Here is a 17,936-nt window from a genome sequence, read left to right on the forward strand (position 1 = left end):
TTTGTTATGCAAACTCAGGTTTTACCCCAAGATCTTTTAAATGCTTGTAATGAGCCAGGATTGCGCCTCTCATGGTTTTGAATTCATAATAAGGCAAATTGCATTCTTTGGCTGTTTGTTTTACGATTTCAGCGATTTTTCCGTAATGGATGTGGCTGATATTTGGAAAAATATGATGCTCGATCTGATGATTTAAACCACCGGTAAACCAGTTTACGATTTTGTTTTTTGGAGCAAAGTTAGCTGTAGTATACAATTGGTGAATTGCCCAGGTATTTTCAATTTCCCCTTCTTCATTCGGAACTGGATTTGAAGTTTCCTCCACAACATGTGCCAGCTGAAAAACGATACTCAAAATTAGTCCGGCAGTGTAATGCATTACAAAAAAACCAACTACTACTTTCCACCATGTTACGCCTAAAACCATTGGCAAAACCATCCAGATCATTACGTAGATGATTTTTGTTATTACTAAAACCGTCCATAATTTGGCCGGGCTTTGGGGAGCTCCATAAGATAATTTTCTTTTTATATAGTCTTTCATTTGCTTAAAATCGGTTGTTAAAGCCCAATTGAAAGTCAGTAATCCATATAAAAAGAAAGAATAATAGTGTTGGAATTTATGAAAACGGTGCCATTCTGCATTTTGCGTAAAACGAATGATTCTTCCGGCATCCAAATCTTCATCATGCCCGTGAATATTAGTGTAAGTATGGTGCAATACATTATGCTGAACCTGCCAGTTATGCACGTTTCCGGCCAGAATATAAATGCTTCCCCCCATGATTTTATTAATCCATGATTTAGAAGAATAAGAGCCGTGATTTCCGTCATGCATTACGTTCATTCCAATTCCTGCCATAGCGATTCCCATGACAATATTTAATAGTAGTTGTGCCCAAAAAGGCATGTCAAGTGCCAGAATTAAAAAATAAGGGGTCAGAAATACAGAAAATAGAATAATCGCTTTTAAGTGCAGCTTCCAGTTTCCGGTTTTTTGGATGTTGTTCTCTTTGAAGTAATTGTTTACCCGTGAGTTAAGCGTTCTGAAAAACTTCAGATTATCCTGCTTTGAAAATGTCGGTGCGGTATTATTCATATTAATTTTAAATAGTTGTCAAAGGTAATTATTATAAATTTTCAATTTGCAAAATTGAGTTAAATATTTCAATCGTAAAGTAGTACTTTTGTTAAAAATTTAGAGCAATGGATGAGATATTGAAATATTTTCCGGATTTGACTGACATTCAAATCGACCAATTTCAAAAATTAGACTTTTTATATCACGACTGGAACGAAAAAATTAATGTTATCTCAAGAAAAGACATTGATTCATTATATACGAAACACATCCTGCATTCTCTTGGAATTGCAAAAATCATGAAATTCGAACCCGGAGCAACTGTTTTGGATGTTGGAACCGGAGGTGGTTTTCCGGGAATTCCGCTGGCAATTCTTTTTCCTGAAACACGTTTTTATCTAATTGATGTTATTGCGAAAAAAATAAAAGTGGTTCAGGGAGTAGTTGACGCTTTGGAACTGAAAAATATAAAAGCAGAACAAAAACGTGCCGAATTGGTAAAAGGTGATTTCGATTTTATTGTAAGCCGTGCCGTAACCAATATGCCTGATTTTGTTTCGTGGATAAAAGATAAAATCAAAAAGCAGCAAAAACACACGTTGAAAAATGGAATCCTATATTTAAAAGGTGGTGATTTAACCGAAGAGTTAAAAGATTTTCCAAAAGCTACTTTATATGATTTGTCTACTATTTTTGAAGATGAATTTTTTGAAACTAAAAAAGTGGTGCATCTGCCATTAAAATTTCAGCCTTAATTTTTATTTATACAAATACAGCCCGATACTATTTTTCCTTAAAATTGTTATCGGGTTTTTTTATGCCGGAAAAGCAATCATAACCTAAATGATAATTTGTAGCTGATCCAATTTCCTTACCTTTGAAAATGCTTAAATAAAGTTATAATGAATAGAAGGAAGTTCTTTAAAAATGGCTCATTGTTTACAATAGGAGCCGCAATTCTCAATCCGTTTGAGGGTTCTGCAAATGTTTTGGATTTAGAGTCTGCGTATAAAAACAAAAAAGCCAAAAATATCATCTTACTTGTAAGTGACGGAATGAGTACCGGGACGCTTAATATGACCGATTTGTTTCTCAACAGAAAAAATGGCAAAGGATCAAACTGGATACAATTATATAAGGACAGCAGGGTTTCAAGAGCTTTGATGGATACAGCTTCTGCAAGTTCCATAGTAACCGATTCTTCTGCAGCAAGTTCATCATGGGGAGGCGGTTTTCGTGTAAATAATGGAGTGCTGAATGTGAGTCCGCAAGGAGAACCGCATTTACCAATTTGGCAAAAGTTTAAAAAGTCGGGTAAAATGGCGGGTTGTGTGACTACAGTTCCTATTACGCATGCAACTCCGGCTGGTTTTTGCGTTAACAGCAAAAGCAGAAATGCCCAGGAAGATATTGCCGAACAATATTTGGAATTGGGTTTTGATATTATGATGGGAGGCGGAGCCAATTATTTCAGTCCGGAATTAAGAAAGGACAAGAAAGATATGTATGCCGCTTATGCCGCAAAAGGATATCAGGTTGTAAAAACAAAAGCGGAAATGGAGGCTGCATCAAATTTAAAACCTGTTCTGGGTGTATTTGCAGATGACGGACTTCCGTATTATGTAGACAGAAATAGTGATGAAAAATTAAAAACCACTGTTCCGAGTCTTGCCGAAATGTCTCAAAAAGCAATCGACAGAATGAAAGGCCATAAAAATGGTTTTGTTTTGCAGATTGAAAGTGGAAAAGTGGATTGGGCCGCACATGGGAACGATATCGCCGGTCTGATTAATGATCAGATTGAATTTGATGAAGCTGTAAAAGTGGCCATAGATTTTGCTGAAAAAGACAAAGAAACATTAGTAATCATTACCACAGATCACGGAAATGCAAATCCGGGAATTATTTACGGAAAAAATGCCAATGATAACTTTGACAGTATCCAAAAATACACGCAGACCAACGAATGGATTCTGAACCAGATAAAACCACAATCTTCAGTTTCTCAGGTAAAAGAAATTATTGAAAAAGCAAACGGCCATTCGGTTTCTGATGAAGATGCCAAATATGTATTGGGGTACTACGACGGATTACACAAAGAAGATGGTTTATACAATTATAAGAAACTGCCGTATAAAGCTTTCGCAGAAATGCAGGGAAAAATAAATTCGGTAGGCTGGATCAGTATGGATCACTCGGCAGATTATGTTGAGCTGGCGATGTTTGGGCCCGGAAGTGAGCTTTTAAAACCTTTCGTAAAAAATACCGATTTGCATTATCTAATGCTGCAGGCTGCGGAAGTGGAGAATAAATTTTAATTTACATAAACAAAAAAACAACAAAGGCCGAATCTTGATGAAAAGATTCGGCTTTTCTATTTAGAGTATTTCGTTTTAAATTAGATGGTTTGCCTTCATTTATCTACTGATATTTCTCGTTCCTGTACTTTTATTTGTTTAATCTGCAATAGACGAATACATTTACTTAAGATTAAAAAAATATGTATTGAAAATGATTGAAAGAATATCCAACTATTGGAAAATTCAGTTTATAGGATGGATTACGGCTTCTTTTTATTGGGGATTGCTGGCTTTTTTTACAGGTAATTTTAGCTGGAAAATAGGAATAGCAGATTTAATCCTGGATGTGTTTGTTGGCATCACATTAACACATTTCTATAAAAATTTTGCTTTAAGAAACGGATGGAATAAGTTAAATCTAAAAAAGCTGGTTCCAAAAATTGCACTTAGTGTTCTTACGCTCTCCTTATTGTATATGGTTTTGATTGTGTGTAAGCTTTATCTCGTACGACTATTTATTTTAAAAGGAACTCAGATTTCATTTATAGAATTCTTCATATCTACCCAATTACAGGTTTTTATTACGGGTACCAGACTAATGTCTATCTGGGTTTTGGCTTACCATCTTTATCATTATTCACGACTTGAAATCGAAACTGTAAAAGAAAATGCGCAATTATCACTTAGAATAAAAGAGGCACAGCTAAATAATCTGAGTGCACAGCTTAACCCGCATTTCTTCTTTAACTCCTTGAACAATATAAAATTTCTGATGTTAGAAAATCCGGATTTGGCAAGGCGTGCAATTGATCTTTTGTCTGAACTTTTGAGGAGTTCTTTAAATAGCAATGTAGGGAAATTAATATCCTTAGATGACGAAATCAATCTCGTTAAAGACTACCTGGAATTAGAAAAAATGCGATTTGAGGAAAGGCTGCAAATAGAAATGGAAATAACTTTAGACACTACAAAACATCTCATTCTGCCTTTGAGTATTCAATCTCTGGTTGAGAATGCAATAAAACATAGAATTGAAAAAAGAAAGAGCGGTGGATGTATTGTTATAAAAATTGAAGAAAAAAACAATTTTATAAACATTAATGTACAAAATACAGGAAAGCTAATTAAGGAGAATAAAGATAGAGGTATTGGATTGAAAAATTTGCAAGAAAGATTGTTACTACAATACAACGGGAAAGCTTTCTTTGAAATAAAACAAATGGAAAATGAAACCGTATTGGCAACTATTTTAATTCCATTCAAATGAAAAAGATAAAATTTATAATAGTAGACGATGAGCGCTCATCAAGAGAAGAACTGAAAAGAGCAATAAAAAAATATGATGACTTTCTTCTTATTGGTGAAGCTGAAAATGCAGATGATGCTAAGAATCTTATTGAAACAGAAATGCCGGATTTAATGTTTTTAGATATTCAAATGCCTGAAAAATCCGGTTTTGATTTATTAGAATCTTTAGATAATGTGCCAGTAGTACTATTTATTACCGCTTTTAATGAATATGCTGTACAGGCATTTGAAGTAAATGCTTTAGATTATCTCATGAAACCTATAAGAGAGGAGCGTTTTGCAAAAGCAATTGAAAAAAAGAGATATTATAAGTGAGAAGACTTCTTTAACTAATTCGGAAACCAAAGTGAGAAAAATTTTTATTAAAGACGGCGAAAAACGATATTTTATCCAATTAGATGAAATTTACTTAATTGAATCACTTGAAAATTATACCAGACTTTTTTTCAGGGGACAAAAGCATTGCAAAGACGCTCCCTGCGCCAATGGGAAGAGATGCTGGATCAAACTATTTTTTTCAGAATAAACAGGACTGAGATTATAAATATTCATTATATCCAGGAACTAAACCGAACAAGTGCTGGCAAATTAGAGGTAAAATTAAAGACAGGTGAACTATTGGAAGTTTCAAACCGACAGGCAGTGAAATTAAAAAATATAAACAGAATCTAATAAAACCATCTTAATTAAATTCACAAATGAAGTCAATTTTAAAACTGTTATTCTTTCTTTTAATGCTTTCAGAAGCATTTTCACAACAGACAAGTCTCATAAAATCAGAAGATGTGAAAAGCGCTTATGATATTCAGGATAGTGTCATGATTAAAACACACGATGGCGCTTTTATTTCGGCCATAGTTGTAAGGAAAAAAGGAATTACCACTCCACAACCTGTAATACTTCAATATACTATTTATGTAAACGATAAAGGAAGGGATCTGCGTTCTTTAAAAGCAGCTGCAGATAAGGATTATGTTGGTGTTATTGCCTACACAAGGGGCAAGCGATTTAGTCCGGACGAAATATTTCCTTATGAAAATGACGGTAATGATGCTTACGATGTTATTGACTGGGTAAGTAAACAAGAATGGTGTAACGGAAGCATAGGAATGTATGGAGGAAGTTATAATGGATTTACGCAGTGGGCAGCCTGCAAAAAAATGCATCCCGCACTTAAAACTATTGTTCCCTATGTAGCCAACAGACCCGGAATGGGACTTCCTATGGAAAATAATGTGTTTATAAATCCTAATTACGAATGGTCGTTTTATGTTGGTAATAATAAGACCCTAGATACGATTGCCGGAAATGACAGACAGCGTTTTAGAAAAATGCAGTTTAAATGGTGGGAATCAGGAGTAGCCTATAAAAAATTAGACAGTATTGATGGTACTCCAAACAGATTGTTTCAAAGATGGATAAGCCATCCGTCATTTGATAAATACTGGCAAAACATGGCGCCTTATAAAAATGATTTTGCCCATATAAATATTCCTGTTTTGGTAATTGACGGTTATTATAATGATTCTCAGAATTCGGGTTTATATTATTTAAGAGAGCTTCAGAAGTACAATCCAAAAACAAATTCGTATTTAATTATTGGCCCTTACGGTCATTTTGGAGCTCAAACAGGAGGTACTGCTGTAATAAATGATTATAATGTTGATGCAGATGCACTAATTAATACGAATAAAATAACATACGAGTGGTTTGATTATATTTTAAAAAATGCTCCAAAACCAGCAATTTTAAAAGACAAAATTAATTATCAGGTAATGGGGGCAAATGAATGGCGAAGTGCCCCATCAATTGATAAAATGAGTAATAGTTTTTTAATATTTTATCTGACGGACATTAAATCTGGGGATTTTCATTCTTTAGAAGATAAAAAACCAACTAAGAAAAGTTATCTTTTGCAAGAAGTTGATTTTGCTAACAGAGAAATCAGCAAAAATGATTACTATCCGGATCCGATAATAAAAAGAGAACTCAATACAGCTAATGGATTTGTTTTTATAAGTGAACCCCTGAAAGAACCAATTGTAATTAATGGATCATTTTTAGGTAAAATCAAAGCCAGCATCAATAAAAAAGATATAGATGTGGGAGTGACTTTATATGAAGTAACACCAACAGGTGAATATTTTCATCTGTCTTATTTTATTGGACGTGCCAGTTATGCTAAAGATAGTACAAAAAGAAATTTACTAAAGCCCGATGCAATTGAGTCTATTCCTTTTTCAAATACACATTTAGTAAGTAAACAATTAAATAAAGGCAGCAGATTGTTAATTACTTTGAATGTCAACAAAAATGCATTTTCCGAACTCAACTACGGAACCGGAAAAACAGTGACCGAAGAATCAATTAAAGATGCCACTGAAGTATTAAAAATAAAATGGTATAACGATAGTTTTGTCAAAATTCCAATTTGGAAATAAATCTTAGACAAAAGTAAAGCCGAATCTTTTATTAAAGATTCGGCTTATTTATATTAACAAAGCCCTTTAAGACTTTCGAATTTAAGACTATTCTCCTAAGAAAGGATATCTGTAATCTTCAGGAGTTACAAAAGTTTCTTTAATTGTTCTTGGAGAAGCCCAACGCAATAAGTTCAGTGCAGAACCCGCTTTGTCGTTAGTTCCTGATGCTCTTGCACCACCGAAAGGCTGCATCCCTACAACAGCTCCTGTTGGTTTATCATTGATGTAGAAGTTACCTGCTGAGTTTTGTAATTTAGTTGTAGCAACTTCAATCGCATAACGATCCTGGCTGAAAACAGCTCCTGTCAAAGCATACTCCGAAGTAGTATCAACTAATTCTAAAGTCTCTTCCCATTTGGCATCTTCATAAATATAAAGTGTCACAACCGGTCCGAATAATTCAGTTTCCATTGTTGTGTATTTTGGATTTGTCGTTACAATAACCGTTGGTTCAATAAAGTATCCAACAGATTTGTCATAATTTCCTCCAATTATAATTTCTGCGTCAGCGTCTTTTTTAGCCTGATCGATGTAACTTGCTAATTTATCAAAAGAACCTTCATGAATAACCGCAGTAATAAAGTTTCCGAAATCTTCCGGAGACCCCATTTTCATTGATTTTACATCGGTGATTAATTGTTCTTTAACAGCTGGCCATAAACTTTGAGGAATATAAACTCTTGAAGCTGCAGAGCATTTTTGTCCCTGGAATTCAAATGCACCACGAGTGATTCCCGTAACCACTTGTTTTACGTTAGCACTTGGATGTGCAATGATAAAATCTTTACCACCAGTTTCCCCAACGATTCTTGGATAGGTTTTATAGTTGTGGATATTGGCACCAATTTTTGCCCAGATATCTTTAAATACATGAGTTGAACCTGTAAAGTGAACACCTGCAAAATCACGGCTTGCTAAAACAGTGTCGGTAATCATTAAAGCATCTCCAAAAACTACGTTGATAACACCATCAGGAACTCCTGCTTCTTTGAAAACATCTAAAATGATTTTTGTAGAAAATACCTGGCTGTCACTTGGTTTCCAAACCACAACGTTACCCATCATCGCAGCACTAGCAGGAAGATTGGCAGCAATAGCCGTAAAGTTAAATGGCGTAATAGCGTAAACAAAACCTTCAAGAGGTCGGTACTCTAAACGGTTCCATGTAGTCGAATCTGATTTTGGCTGATCTCCGTAAATCTGAGTCATGAATTCTACATTGTAACGTAAAAAGTCGATCAATTCACAAGAAGCATCAATTTCTGCCTGATGGATGTTTTTTGATTGTCCGATCATAGTAGCAGCATTAATACGTGCTCTGTATGGACCTGCGATTAATTCAGCCGCTTTTAAGAAAATAGCCGAACGTTGTTCCCATGCCATATTGGCCCATGCTTTTCTTGATTCAAGTGCATTGGCGATTGCTTTTTCAATATGTTGTTTCTCAGCTAGATGATATTTTCCAACAACGTGCTGGTGATCATGTGGAGCTGTAATGTTTCTTGTATTTCCGGTTCTGATTTCTTCGCTTCCAATATGCAAAGGAACATCAATTTGAGAGTTCCACATTTTGGTGTAAGCGGCCTGAACAGCGCCTCTTTCCGGTGAGTTGGGTGCGTATCCTTTTACCGGCTCATTTACCGCCTTAGGTACATTAAAAAATCCTTTTAACATGGGATAAAATATTTTAAAATTACGAATTGTTTAATTTTAGGCAAAAGTACAAAGGTTATTTTGATTATATCACAATGCAATATTAAAATGTTGTAATTTAATAAACTAATGATGTCAGGCTGTAAAACACATGTTTGTATAAAAGTTTAAATTTGAGGTACTTCAATTTATAGGACTATGAAAATTCCACTTCTGGCTTTTAACGATAAAGGAATTTACTGCCAACAGGCCGATGTGTATCTTGATCCCTGGCGGCCTGTGAAAAATGCAATCATTACGCACGGTCATGCTGATCATTCAAGATGGGGACATCAAAATTATATTACCCATCATACGAATGTGCCAATTATTCGGCATCGTTTGGGTGAAATAAATGTATCAGGAAAAGACTGGGGAGAAACGTTCGTAATAAACAATGTCAAGTTTTCTCTGCATCCTGCAGGACATATTATCGGAAGCTCACAAATTCGTGTTGAACACAAAGGCGAAGTCTGGGTTTTTACCGGAGATTATAAAACGGAAGACGACGGAATTTCATCTCCTTATGAAGTGGTAAAATGCCACACTTTTATCACCGAATGCACTTTTGGTTTGCCGGCCTTTAATTGGATTCCGCAAACAGAAGTAATCACAGAAATCAATAATTGGTGGGCAGAAAATAAGGCTGAAGGAAAAACATCCATTCTTTTTGGCTATTCTTTAGGGAAAGCACAACGGCTTTTAAAATATTTAGATACCGATATTGGTAAAATATACACGCACGGTGCCATTGAAAACATGACGAATGTCTTGCGTTCTATGGTTGATTTTCCGGCAACAACCTTAGTGACCAGAGAAACCAAAAAAGAAGATTTATTGGGAAATATAGTCCTTGCACCTCCTAGTGCACACGGAAGTATCTGGATCAGAAAAATGACACCTTTTGTTACAGGTGCAGCAAGTGGCTGGATGGCTTTTCGCGGAGCCAGAAGAAGACGTGCCATTGACAAAGGTTTTGTACTAAGTGATCATTGTGATTGGTATTCACTTTTAGATAGCATCAAATCAACAGGAGCAGAAAAAGTAATCTGCACACATGGTTACACTGATATTTTCTCTAAATATTTAAGGGAATTGGGTTACGATGCCAGAACCGAAAAAACGCAATACGAAGGAGAATCGGCAGAAATGGAAAAAGATGAAAAGGAAGTGGTTTTTGAACAAAATGAAACTTCGGGTATTTCTGAAAATAATGAATTGTAGATGAAAAATTTTGCCCAACTCATAAAAACACTTGACAGTTCAAATAAAACGAACGTAAAAGTAGATGCGCTGACAACCTATTTTAAAAATGCCTCGCCGGAAGATAAAGTATGGACAATTGCGATTTTGTCACATCGTCGTCCACCAAGACCTGTTAATACTACTTTATTGCGTATTTGGGCAAATGAACTAGCGAATATTCCGCTATGGCTTTTTGAGGAAAGTTATCATATTGTGGGTGATTTAGCCGAAACCATCGCTTTGATCATTCCGACAACCAAAGAACATTCGGATAAAAGTTTAACCGAATATCTTCAGGAAATTATTGCGTTAAAAAAGAAATCCGATATTGAAAAGAAAGAATATTTACACGAGAATTGGCTTGCGCTGAATTATTATGAACGCTTCGTTTTTACAAAACTAATCACCGGTAGTTTGCGAATTGGTGTAAGCCAAAAATTAATGACACGGGCGTTATCAAAAGCAGAAGATGTTGATGAAGATGCTCTTGCCTATAAATTGATGGGAAACTGGGATCCGAATACGATTACGTTTCAGGAATTAATTCTGGATGAAAAAAGCAGCGATTATTTATCCAAACCGTATCCGTTTTATCTGGCCTATCCAATTGAAGGAGAAGTTGATAATTTAGGAAATCCTGAAGACTGGTCCGTTGAACATAAATGGGATGGAATTAGGTCACAAACCATTATCCGTGAAAACGAAATTTATGTCTGGTCAAGAGGCGAGGAGCTTGTTACCGATAAATATCCGGAGTTTCAATCTTTTGTGGGCATCATCCCAAATGGAACTGTAATTGACGCTGAAATTTTAGCTTTTAAAGAAGGAGAAATCGGAACCTTTAATGATCTGCAAACCCGAATCGGAAGAAAAACCATTTCCGGCAGTTTACTTGAAAAAGTGCCTGTGATTTTAAAAGCATACGATATTTTGGAATGGGAAGGTCAGGATATTCGAAATTTGCCTTATTCAGGAAGAAGATTATTACTGGAACAATTATACGATTCCATAAAAGATAAAACACCTAATTTTCAGTTATCAGAAAGGGTTTTGCTCTATTCCTGGGAAGACGTAACGACGGAGAGAATGCGTGCCCGCGAAATGAAAAGTGAGGGGCTAATGCTAAAAAGAAACAATTCGCCTTATCTGGTAGGAAGAAAAAAAGGCGATTGGTGGAAATGGAAAATTGAACCGTTAGTGATTGACGCTGTTTTAACCTACGCGATGAGAGGGCACGGAAGAAGATCTAATTTATTTACAGATTATACTTTCGCACTTTGGCAGAACAACGACAATGGCGAAAAAGAACTGGTCACATTTGCAAAAGCATATTCCGGTTTAACCGATGCCGAATTTAGAAGGGTGGATGATTTTATAAAGAAAAACACACTTGAACGATTTGGTCCGGTTAGAAGCGTAACTCCGCAATTGGTTTTTGAAATTGGCTTTGAAGGAATTGCACTTTCAAAAAGACATAAAAGCGGGATTGCAACCCGTTTTCCAAGAATTTTGCGGTGGCGACAGGATAAGAAAATTGAGGATGCCAATTCAATTGAAGATTTAAAAAGTATGATTTCTTAGAATTCAAAACCATAAAAATGAACAGAGACGAACTTTATACCATTGCAGAAAATTGGTTTCATGATCAGGGCTGGAAAGCTTTTCCATTCCAAACCCAGACGTGGACTGCTTTTTTACAGGGAAAAAATGGTTTGCTGAACGCGCCAACCGGAAGCGGGAAAACCTATGCTTTATGGTTTCCTATAGTTCTCGATTACATGAAGAAAAATCCGGATTATAAAACGAAACATAAACCCGGATTAAAAGCCATTTGGATTACCCCTTTGCGGGCGCTTTCTGTTGAAATTAAGCAGGCTGCGGATAGAATTGTTGAAGATTTAGATTTACCAATGACAGTTGGAATCCGTTCAGGGGATACAACGCAAAGTGAGAGAAATAAGCAAAGTAAAAAAATGCCTGATTTGCTGGTTACAACTCCTGAAAGTCTGCAATTATTATTGGCTTCAAAAGAGTTTTCAAAAACTTTCGCTAATTGTTCAGCAATTGTAGTGGATGAATGGCACGAATTATTAGGAACAAAACGAGGCGTTCAAATGGAACTGGCTTTGTCCCGATTAAAAACGGTTGCTCCTAAAATGCGTATTTGGGGAATATCGGCGACAATAGGAAATCTGGAACTGGCACAGCAGGTATTGTTAGGTGTAAATTCAGAAGCTTATCAAAATTCGGTTTTGATTAAAGCACACATCAATAAAAAAATAAAAGTACTCTCGATATTGCCCGATAAAATGGACAGTTATCCATGGCGTGGTCACATGGGATTACATTTAATCGATGAGGTAGCGAAAATAGTCCGGAAAAGCAAAACCACTTTAATTTTCACAAACGTTCGTTCCGCCTGCGAAATGTGGTTTCAGGCCATACTCGAAAAATACCCTGAATTCGCCGGAGATATGGCAATGCATCACGGAAGCATCAGCAGGGAAACACGTTTATGGGTTGAAAATGCAATCAGAAATGAAGAATTAAAAGTAGTAGTTTGTACGTCAAGTCTCGATTTAGGAGTCGATTTTGCTCCGGTTGAAACCATTATTCAGGTGGGAGGTCCAAAAGGTGTTGCTCGATTTTTACAACGAGCAGGACGAAGTGGTCACCAACCCGGAAAAGAAAGTGTCATCTACTTCCTTGCTACACACGCCATCGAACTGATTGAAGCTTCAGCTCTTAAAAAAGCGGTTGACAAAACTATTGTCGAAGACCGTATTCCGTATCTGAACAGTTGGGATGTTTTGGTGCAATACCTGAATACATTGGCGGTTTCAGACGGTTTTTTTCCGAATATTATTTTTGAGGAAGTCAGACAAACTTTCTGTTATCAAAATATAACCAAGGAAAACTGGAACTGGATTCTAAATTTTATTACCAACGGAAGTCAGAGCCTTCAGGCGTATGATGAGTTCAAAAAAGTAGAAATTGAAGAAGACGGACATTTTAAAATCAATAGCCGTTTGATTGCGATGCATCACCGTATGCAGATTGGAACCATTGTTGGAGACGCATCATTAAATGTGAAATTTTTGAGTGGCGGTTATATCGGTAACATTGAAGAATGGTTTGCCTCAAAACTCCAGCCGGGAGATGTTTTTACCTTTGCAGGAAAAAGATTAGAGCTATTTCGTGTAAAAAATATGCAGGTTTTGGTTCGAAAGGCTGATCCCAAAAAAGAATCCCGTACAGTGAGCTGGATGGGAGGGCGTATGGCATTATCTGTCCAGATGAGCGAATTGCTTCGGGAAGAATTGTATGCTGCAAATAGCGAGAATCTTACTCCCGAATTAAAAGCTCTGCAGCCTATTTTTGCAAGACAGCGAAAAGAAAGTATTGTTCCTGGGGATGATGAATTCTTAATTGAAACCTTTAAAACCAGAGAAGGGTATCATGCCGTCTTTTATCTTTTCGAAGGTCGGTTTGTACATGAAGCTTTAGCCAGTATTTTATCCTATCGCATTAGTTTATTGTCTCCAATTACTTTTTCTTTGGCTTATAATGATTACGGGTTTGAATTGCTCTCCGATCAGGAAATTGACATGCAGTCGGTTTTTGATAATAATTTGTTTTCAACCCAATATGTTCACCATGATTTGCAGAAGAGCCTTAACTTGACAGAAATGGCTCGCAGAAAATTCAGGGATATTGCCGTAATTGCAGGACTGGTTTTTACCGGAATGCCCGGAAGACCTGTTAAAACAAAACATTTGCAAAGTGGATCACAATTACTTTTTGAAGTTTTCAGGGATTATGAACCCGATAATTTATTACTTCAGCAGGCTTATACAGAGACGTTTGAACATCAGCTGGAAGAAGGACGTTTAATTCAGGCTTTGGAAAGAGTGAATAAGCAAACCATTGTCTGGAAACAATGCAAAAAGCCGACACCATTTAGTTTTCCAATCATTACAGACCGATTGAGGGAAAAATTATCAAGTGAAACATTAGAAGAAAGAATCAAAAAAATGACAGCCAGTTACATGAAATAATTTTGAGAAAATATCAAAGGTTATTATTTATATCATCCTGTTGAAAGTATACTGAAGATATTTTTGCAAGTAAAATTTGATAATTGTAACGTTTAAATTGAATATGTTGATTTTGACTGAAGAAATGTTGATAAAAAAGCAAAATCAATTAAACTGTTTCATATATTCTCAGTCTTACCTTAATAATCTTAAAATATAAATATGAAACCACATTTACTATTTATTCTTATGTCTCTTTTTTTAATTAGTTCCTGCTCAAAAAATGATGATCCAGATGGATCAGGTCAGGATTCTGGTTATGTTAATGATGATTTGGCAGGGCCAATCTCAAGGCCAAAAACAGGATATGGTTCAGATGGAAATTATAGTGTTGCGAAAATTGCTTTTCCAAGCCCTTTGTATAATGGAAAAAATGTTGAAATATTTTATCCAAAGGGAATAACTTCGGCAAAACCAACTATATTTTACTCACATCCGTTTGGAGGAGAAGAGAGTGCCTACAATATAGGTTTATATGAATTTATAGCAAAAAAAGGATATGTCGTTGTTTTTGCCCCTTACCCAACCTCTGGCGTTACTGTTGATGAAAGATACAATACATTATGGCAAAGTTTTAAAAAGGCTGTTACAGATTATCCAAATATAATTGACACAAAAAAAGTTGGCTTCATGGGCCATTCTTTTGGAGGGGGAGCTTCATTTGCTTTGGCTTATAAAGGATTTATAGATGAAGGCTGGGGACAAAACGGTCGTTTTATTTTTACAATGGCTCAATGGTATTCCTATCAAATTTCGCAAGCTGAACTTCAAAATTTTCCTGCAAATACTAAATTAATTAGTGAGGTTTATGATGATGATATTGTCAACGATCACAGGTTAGCAATTGATATGTTTAAAAATATCAATATTTCAAATTCTGAAAAGGATTTCATTTTAATTAAGAAATCGGTTTTACCAACTTTTACCTATACTGCTGAGCACAATCTTCCGAATACTCAAACTTCATATGATGCTTATGACTATTATGGAATTTACAGATTACTTGACGCAATGATAGACTATAGTTTTAACGGAAACGCTGCAGCTAAAAATATTGCACTTGGAAATGGCTCAAAAGAACAAATAACAATGCCGGAGTTTAATGGACAAGCCTTATCACCATTAATAGTAACAGATAATCCTTCACCATTATATCCTCAAAGTAAATATTCTTTTCAATGCGGATCAATTAATAATCCAAGAATTGCTAATTGTAATTAGTATTTTTACATTAAATAGCCTCCGATCTCATGAATTGGGGGTTTTATTATTTTCCTTTTTATTTCTATCGGAGAAAAACAATGAATATTATAATAAATAATCAGAATTTTATTTTGCATCAGTCGGGTGCTGTTTTTTGGGAAGAAAAAAAGATACTTCTGATTTCTGATGTTCATTTTGGAAAAGTGACTCATTTTAGGAAACACGGAATTGGAATTCCGAAAGATGCGATTTTTGAAAACTTTAATCGTTTAAAAACAGTTTTAGAGCTATTTGACTCTGTAACTATTGTTTTTTTAGGAGATTTATTTCACAGTAAAATCAATAAAGAATGGGAGCTTTTTACAGAATGGATAAAAGAACATTCGCAGAAAGTAATTTTAGTGGAAGGCAATCATGATATCATTTCAAAAAGGAATTATGAAGAAGTTAATATTGAAATTTATAATGAATTAATTATTGATGATTTTTTACTGACACATCATCCAACTGAAAAAGAAGGGCTTTTAAATTTTTGCGGACACATTCATCCTGCGATACAACTAAGAGGATTAGGGCGACAATCTTTAAATTTACCTTGTTTTTTTCTGAAACCAAATCAATTGATTTTTCCGGCTTTTGGGGAATTTACAGGAAATTCTTTTTTAATTCCGACAGAAAACGACAAAGTTTATGCTATAACAAAAGAAAAAGTAATAGAAGTTGCCTTAAATTAATTTAAAGCAAATGGAGCACACATTCTGAATGTAGGAACTATTACTTTAAATATTTTGGTTGTAGTAAAATTAATCATATTAAAATGACCTTTCATTGCACCATAAGGAGATGATAACAAACAACCGGAACTGTAAGTATGATTTTCACCTGGTTTTAAAACTGGTTTTTTTCCTATAACGCCTTCTCCATCAACAACTTCAAGGTCGTTAAGAGAATCGAAAATTTCCCAGTGGCGTGAGGTTAGCTGTACTGAATCTTTACTATGATTTTCTATGGTAACAACATAGCTAAAGGCAAAATGAATCTTGTAGTTCTTGAAGTAAGTACCTTCAAAACTAGTCAAAACAGATATTTTTATGCCTCTTGTTATTTGAGAAACCATAACTAACGTAGTATATATGTGTGTGTTATATGTGCAAACTTACAAAAAAAAATGATTGGATTGAAATCCTTTTTTAGAATCTTTAGTTAATAATATTCAATGAATTAGCATTACCCTTGCCGATAACTCTTTCGTAGCGGTCCGTACTTTCACGGTAATAAACCAAAATAGTGTATTCGTTTTCAGTCTGGTAAAAATTTCCGTCAACAGCATTCTCAAAATCAATTACGCCTTTTTTGTCAGCAACCCTGTACTGAAAATTGGTAAAACCCTGCTTGATCATTACTGCTTTTTCATAAATCCCTTTGTCAGCATTATAATCCATTTTGTATTCTGGAGATAAGCTATAATTATTGAACATACCTGTAATATAAATGTCTTTATTTAATCGAAATGCTGGAGCTGACAATGAAAAGTATACCCAGGCATAATCGGCTTCAATTTCCTGATTAGAACCATTGATGTTTTTGACGACAAAATTTCCGTTTATATCCTGATAAACTGTATAAATTTGATTGGCTCTTGCCGGACTTGTATATAAAAACGAACTGTAAATATCACTGGTTGAACTCACTTTTGCAACATTATTATTGGCCGCTCTTATATCCTTGTTTTCAAAATATAAAAATTCATTTCCGCCCCAGAACTGTGTTTCAGCGTCATATTTATAAACCAATTGATTGCCAATTGTATATTGTGGTCGAATATTTTTTATACTAGTGTTAAAATCTCCGTTTTGCAGTAAAAGTACTTTTACGTTTTGTAAAGGTGTCTGAAAAACAATATCATTTGAAGAAATCGAAAAATCAATATTCTGCTTTTCATTAATATTGGTTAAGTTTCGGCTACGTTTTATCTGAGCAGCTACTGTACAGTGGTTTTCATATAAAATAAATTTTCTGGAGAAAACAACTTCCCTGTCTTCGTTGAGGATTTTCAGCATATAATTTCCTGAAATTTTCAACTGTGTAGCAAATTGATTAGGAAAGCTAAGGCGATAATGTGAATAAATCTGAAGCGTATTAAAAGAGTTGGTATAATCCATAATTCTTTGATTGTCAAAACCAAGAATGTAATCTGTTTTTGGGATGTCAGAAGGCTTCCAGTTGTAATCACAATGTACAATTTCAAAATAATAATTGGCTTCGTTGCCAAATAAATCATCAAACTGCAATTGAAATGTGGAGCCTAATTCGAATATTGGAACCACATTGCTACCGTTCTGTACAAAAGAAACAGTTTTAATATTGTAAGGAGGATCAATTTCTTTTTCCTGAGCTTTCGCTAAAGTCAAACTAAAAAGAAAAGCAAAGCTTATATATAAAAATTTCGGCATCTTATATAGATTGTAAGATTGTAAATATAACAATTTTATATAATGAAAAAGATACCCTCGTGTTGGATTTAACT

General features: G+C 35.0%; 15 protein-coding genes. 11 read left to right on the top strand and 4 right to left on the bottom strand.

Going from position 1 to position 17,936, the window contains the following annotated elements; genetic code table 11:
- Positions 1–4: 4 nt before the first annotated feature.
- Positions 5–1,099, bottom strand: coding sequence for a fatty acid desaturase family protein (locus P5P89_RS12895; protein ID WP_278008699.1), 1,095 nt, complete (start codon positions 1,097–1,099; stop codon positions 5–7).
- A 107-nt stretch (positions 1,100–1,206) separates the two neighbouring features.
- Here P5P89_RS12895 and rsmG point away from each other — a divergent pair, with 107 nt between their 5' ends.
- From rsmG to P5P89_RS12925, 6 genes are all read left to right on the top strand, one after another.
- Complete coding sequence (gene rsmG / locus P5P89_RS12900; protein WP_278008700.1) at positions 1,207–1,836, top strand: 16S rRNA (guanine(527)-N(7))-methyltransferase RsmG; 630 nt, start codon at positions 1,207–1,209, stop codon at positions 1,834–1,836.
- 147 nt (positions 1,837–1,983) lie between these two features.
- Positions 1,984–3,399 carry an alkaline phosphatase gene (locus tag P5P89_RS12905; protein ID WP_278008701.1) on the top strand — a complete coding sequence of 472 codons (1,416 nt, stop codon included), beginning with the start codon at positions 1,984–1,986 and terminating at the stop codon, positions 3,397–3,399.
- Between the two features lie 193 nt (positions 3,400–3,592).
- Complete coding sequence (locus P5P89_RS12910; protein ID WP_278008702.1) at positions 3,593–4,648, top strand: sensor histidine kinase; 1,056 nt, start codon at positions 3,593–3,595, stop codon at positions 4,646–4,648.
- The gene (locus tag P5P89_RS12915; RefSeq protein ID WP_278008703.1) at positions 4,645–5,004 is read left to right on the top strand and encodes a LytR/AlgR family response regulator transcription factor; all 360 of its coding nucleotides are present in this window, start codon (positions 4,645–4,647) and stop codon (positions 5,002–5,004) included. Before P5P89_RS12910 ends, P5P89_RS12915 begins: the two co-directional genes overlap by 4 nt.
- A gap of 180 nt (positions 5,005–5,184) precedes the next feature.
- Positions 5,185–5,361, top strand: coding sequence for a LytTR family DNA-binding domain-containing protein (locus P5P89_RS12920; RefSeq protein ID WP_278012016.1), 177 nt, complete (start codon positions 5,185–5,187; stop codon positions 5,359–5,361).
- A gap of 26 nt (positions 5,362–5,387) precedes the next feature.
- Entirely contained in the window at positions 5,388–7,130 is a 1,743-nt protein-coding gene (locus P5P89_RS12925; RefSeq protein ID WP_278008704.1) for a CocE/NonD family hydrolase, read from the top strand.
- A gap of 87 nt (positions 7,131–7,217) precedes the next feature.
- Here the strand turns inward: P5P89_RS12925 and pruA are convergent, their stop codons facing one another.
- Positions 7,218–8,846 carry an L-glutamate gamma-semialdehyde dehydrogenase gene (gene pruA / locus P5P89_RS12930; RefSeq protein WP_278008705.1) on the bottom strand — a complete coding sequence of 543 codons (1,629 nt, stop codon included), beginning with the start codon at positions 8,844–8,846 and terminating at the stop codon, positions 7,218–7,220.
- A gap of 177 nt (positions 8,847–9,023) precedes the next feature.
- On the opposite strand from pruA, the gene P5P89_RS12935 reads away from it, so the two are divergent.
- The 5 genes from P5P89_RS12935 to pdeM all read left to right on the top strand — a co-directional run bounded on the left by P5P89_RS12935 (position 9,024) and on the right by pdeM (position 16,143).
- Positions 9,024–10,088 carry a ligase-associated DNA damage response exonuclease gene (locus P5P89_RS12935; RefSeq protein WP_278008706.1) on the top strand — a complete coding sequence of 355 codons (1,065 nt, stop codon included), beginning with the start codon at positions 9,024–9,026 and terminating at the stop codon, positions 10,086–10,088.
- Complete coding sequence (locus tag P5P89_RS12940) at positions 10,089–11,690, top strand: ATP-dependent DNA ligase (RefSeq protein WP_278008707.1); 1,602 nt, start codon at positions 10,089–10,091, stop codon at positions 11,688–11,690.
- A 17-nt stretch (positions 11,691–11,707) separates the two neighbouring features.
- Positions 11,708–14,167 (top strand): ligase-associated DNA damage response DEXH box helicase, encoded by a 2,460-nt coding sequence (locus tag P5P89_RS12945; RefSeq protein WP_278008708.1) that lies wholly within the window; start codon positions 11,708–11,710, stop codon positions 14,165–14,167.
- A 201-nt stretch (positions 14,168–14,368) separates the two neighbouring features.
- Positions 14,369–15,427, top strand: a complete 1,059-nt coding sequence (locus tag P5P89_RS12950; RefSeq protein ID WP_278008709.1) for an alpha/beta hydrolase — start codon at positions 14,369–14,371, stop codon at positions 15,425–15,427.
- A gap of 80 nt (positions 15,428–15,507) precedes the next feature.
- Positions 15,508–16,143: a ligase-associated DNA damage response endonuclease PdeM gene (pdeM, locus tag P5P89_RS12955; protein WP_278008710.1), complete on the top strand. Its 636-nt coding sequence runs from the start codon at positions 15,508–15,510 to the stop codon at positions 16,141–16,143.
- Here the strand turns inward: pdeM and apaG are convergent.
- Both apaG and P5P89_RS12965 read right to left on the bottom strand, forming a co-directional pair.
- Positions 16,140–16,526 (bottom strand): Co2+/Mg2+ efflux protein ApaG, encoded by a 387-nt coding sequence (apaG, locus tag P5P89_RS12960; RefSeq protein ID WP_110348906.1) that lies wholly within the window; start codon positions 16,524–16,526, stop codon positions 16,140–16,142. The genes pdeM and apaG overlap by 4 nt on opposite strands.
- An 82-nt stretch (positions 16,527–16,608) precedes the next feature.
- Positions 16,609–17,862: a type IX secretion system plug protein gene (locus P5P89_RS12965; protein WP_278008711.1), complete on the bottom strand. Its 1,254-nt coding sequence runs from the start codon at positions 17,860–17,862 to the stop codon at positions 16,609–16,611.
- Positions 17,863–17,936 lie beyond the last annotated feature (74 nt).

The sequence above is a fragment of the Flavobacterium gyeonganense genome (assembly GCF_029625295.1).
GTDB classification, from domain to species: domain Bacteria; phylum Bacteroidota; class Bacteroidia; order Flavobacteriales; family Flavobacteriaceae; genus Flavobacterium; species Flavobacterium gyeonganense.

What these genes read in the sequence shown, in the direction of transcription:
- P5P89_RS12945 (WP_278008708.1), top strand. Translation starts at nt 11,708, where the DNA reads ATGAACAGAGACGAACTTTATACCATTGCAGAAAATTGGTTTCATGAT.
- P5P89_RS12920 (WP_278012016.1), top strand. Translation starts at nt 5,185, where the DNA reads ATGCTGGATCAAACTATTTTTTTCAGAATAAACAGGACTGAGATTATA.
- P5P89_RS12935 (WP_278008706.1), top strand. Translation starts at nt 9,024, where the DNA reads ATGAAAATTCCACTTCTGGCTTTTAACGATAAAGGAATTTACTGCCAA.
- P5P89_RS12910 (WP_278008702.1), top strand. Translation starts at nt 3,593, where the DNA reads ATGATTGAAAGAATATCCAACTATTGGAAAATTCAGTTTATAGGATGG.
- pdeM (WP_278008710.1), top strand. Translation starts at nt 15,508, where the DNA reads ATGAATATTATAATAAATAATCAGAATTTTATTTTGCATCAGTCGGGT.
- P5P89_RS12965 (WP_278008711.1), bottom strand. Translation starts at nt 17,862, where the DNA reads ATGCCGAAATTTTTATATATAAGCTTTGCTTTTCTTTTTAGTTTGACT.
- P5P89_RS12950 (WP_278008709.1), top strand. Translation starts at nt 14,369, where the DNA reads ATGAAACCACATTTACTATTTATTCTTATGTCTCTTTTTTTAATTAGT.
- P5P89_RS12895 (WP_278008699.1), bottom strand. Translation starts at nt 1,099, where the DNA reads ATGAATAATACCGCACCGACATTTTCAAAGCAGGATAATCTGAAGTTT.
- rsmG (WP_278008700.1), top strand. Translation starts at nt 1,207, where the DNA reads ATGGATGAGATATTGAAATATTTTCCGGATTTGACTGACATTCAAATC.
- pruA (WP_278008705.1), bottom strand. Translation starts at nt 8,846, where the DNA reads ATGTTAAAAGGATTTTTTAATGTACCTAAGGCGGTAAATGAGCCGGTA.
- P5P89_RS12915 (WP_278008703.1), top strand. Translation starts at nt 4,645, where the DNA reads ATGAAAAAGATAAAATTTATAATAGTAGACGATGAGCGCTCATCAAGA.
- P5P89_RS12940 (WP_278008707.1), top strand. Translation starts at nt 10,089, where the DNA reads ATGAAAAATTTTGCCCAACTCATAAAAACACTTGACAGTTCAAATAAA.
- apaG (WP_110348906.1), bottom strand. Translation starts at nt 16,526, where the DNA reads ATGGTTTCTCAAATAACAAGAGGCATAAAAATATCTGTTTTGACTAGT.
- P5P89_RS12905 (WP_278008701.1), top strand. Translation starts at nt 1,984, where the DNA reads ATGAATAGAAGGAAGTTCTTTAAAAATGGCTCATTGTTTACAATAGGA.
- P5P89_RS12925 (WP_278008704.1), top strand. Translation starts at nt 5,388, where the DNA reads ATGAAGTCAATTTTAAAACTGTTATTCTTTCTTTTAATGCTTTCAGAA.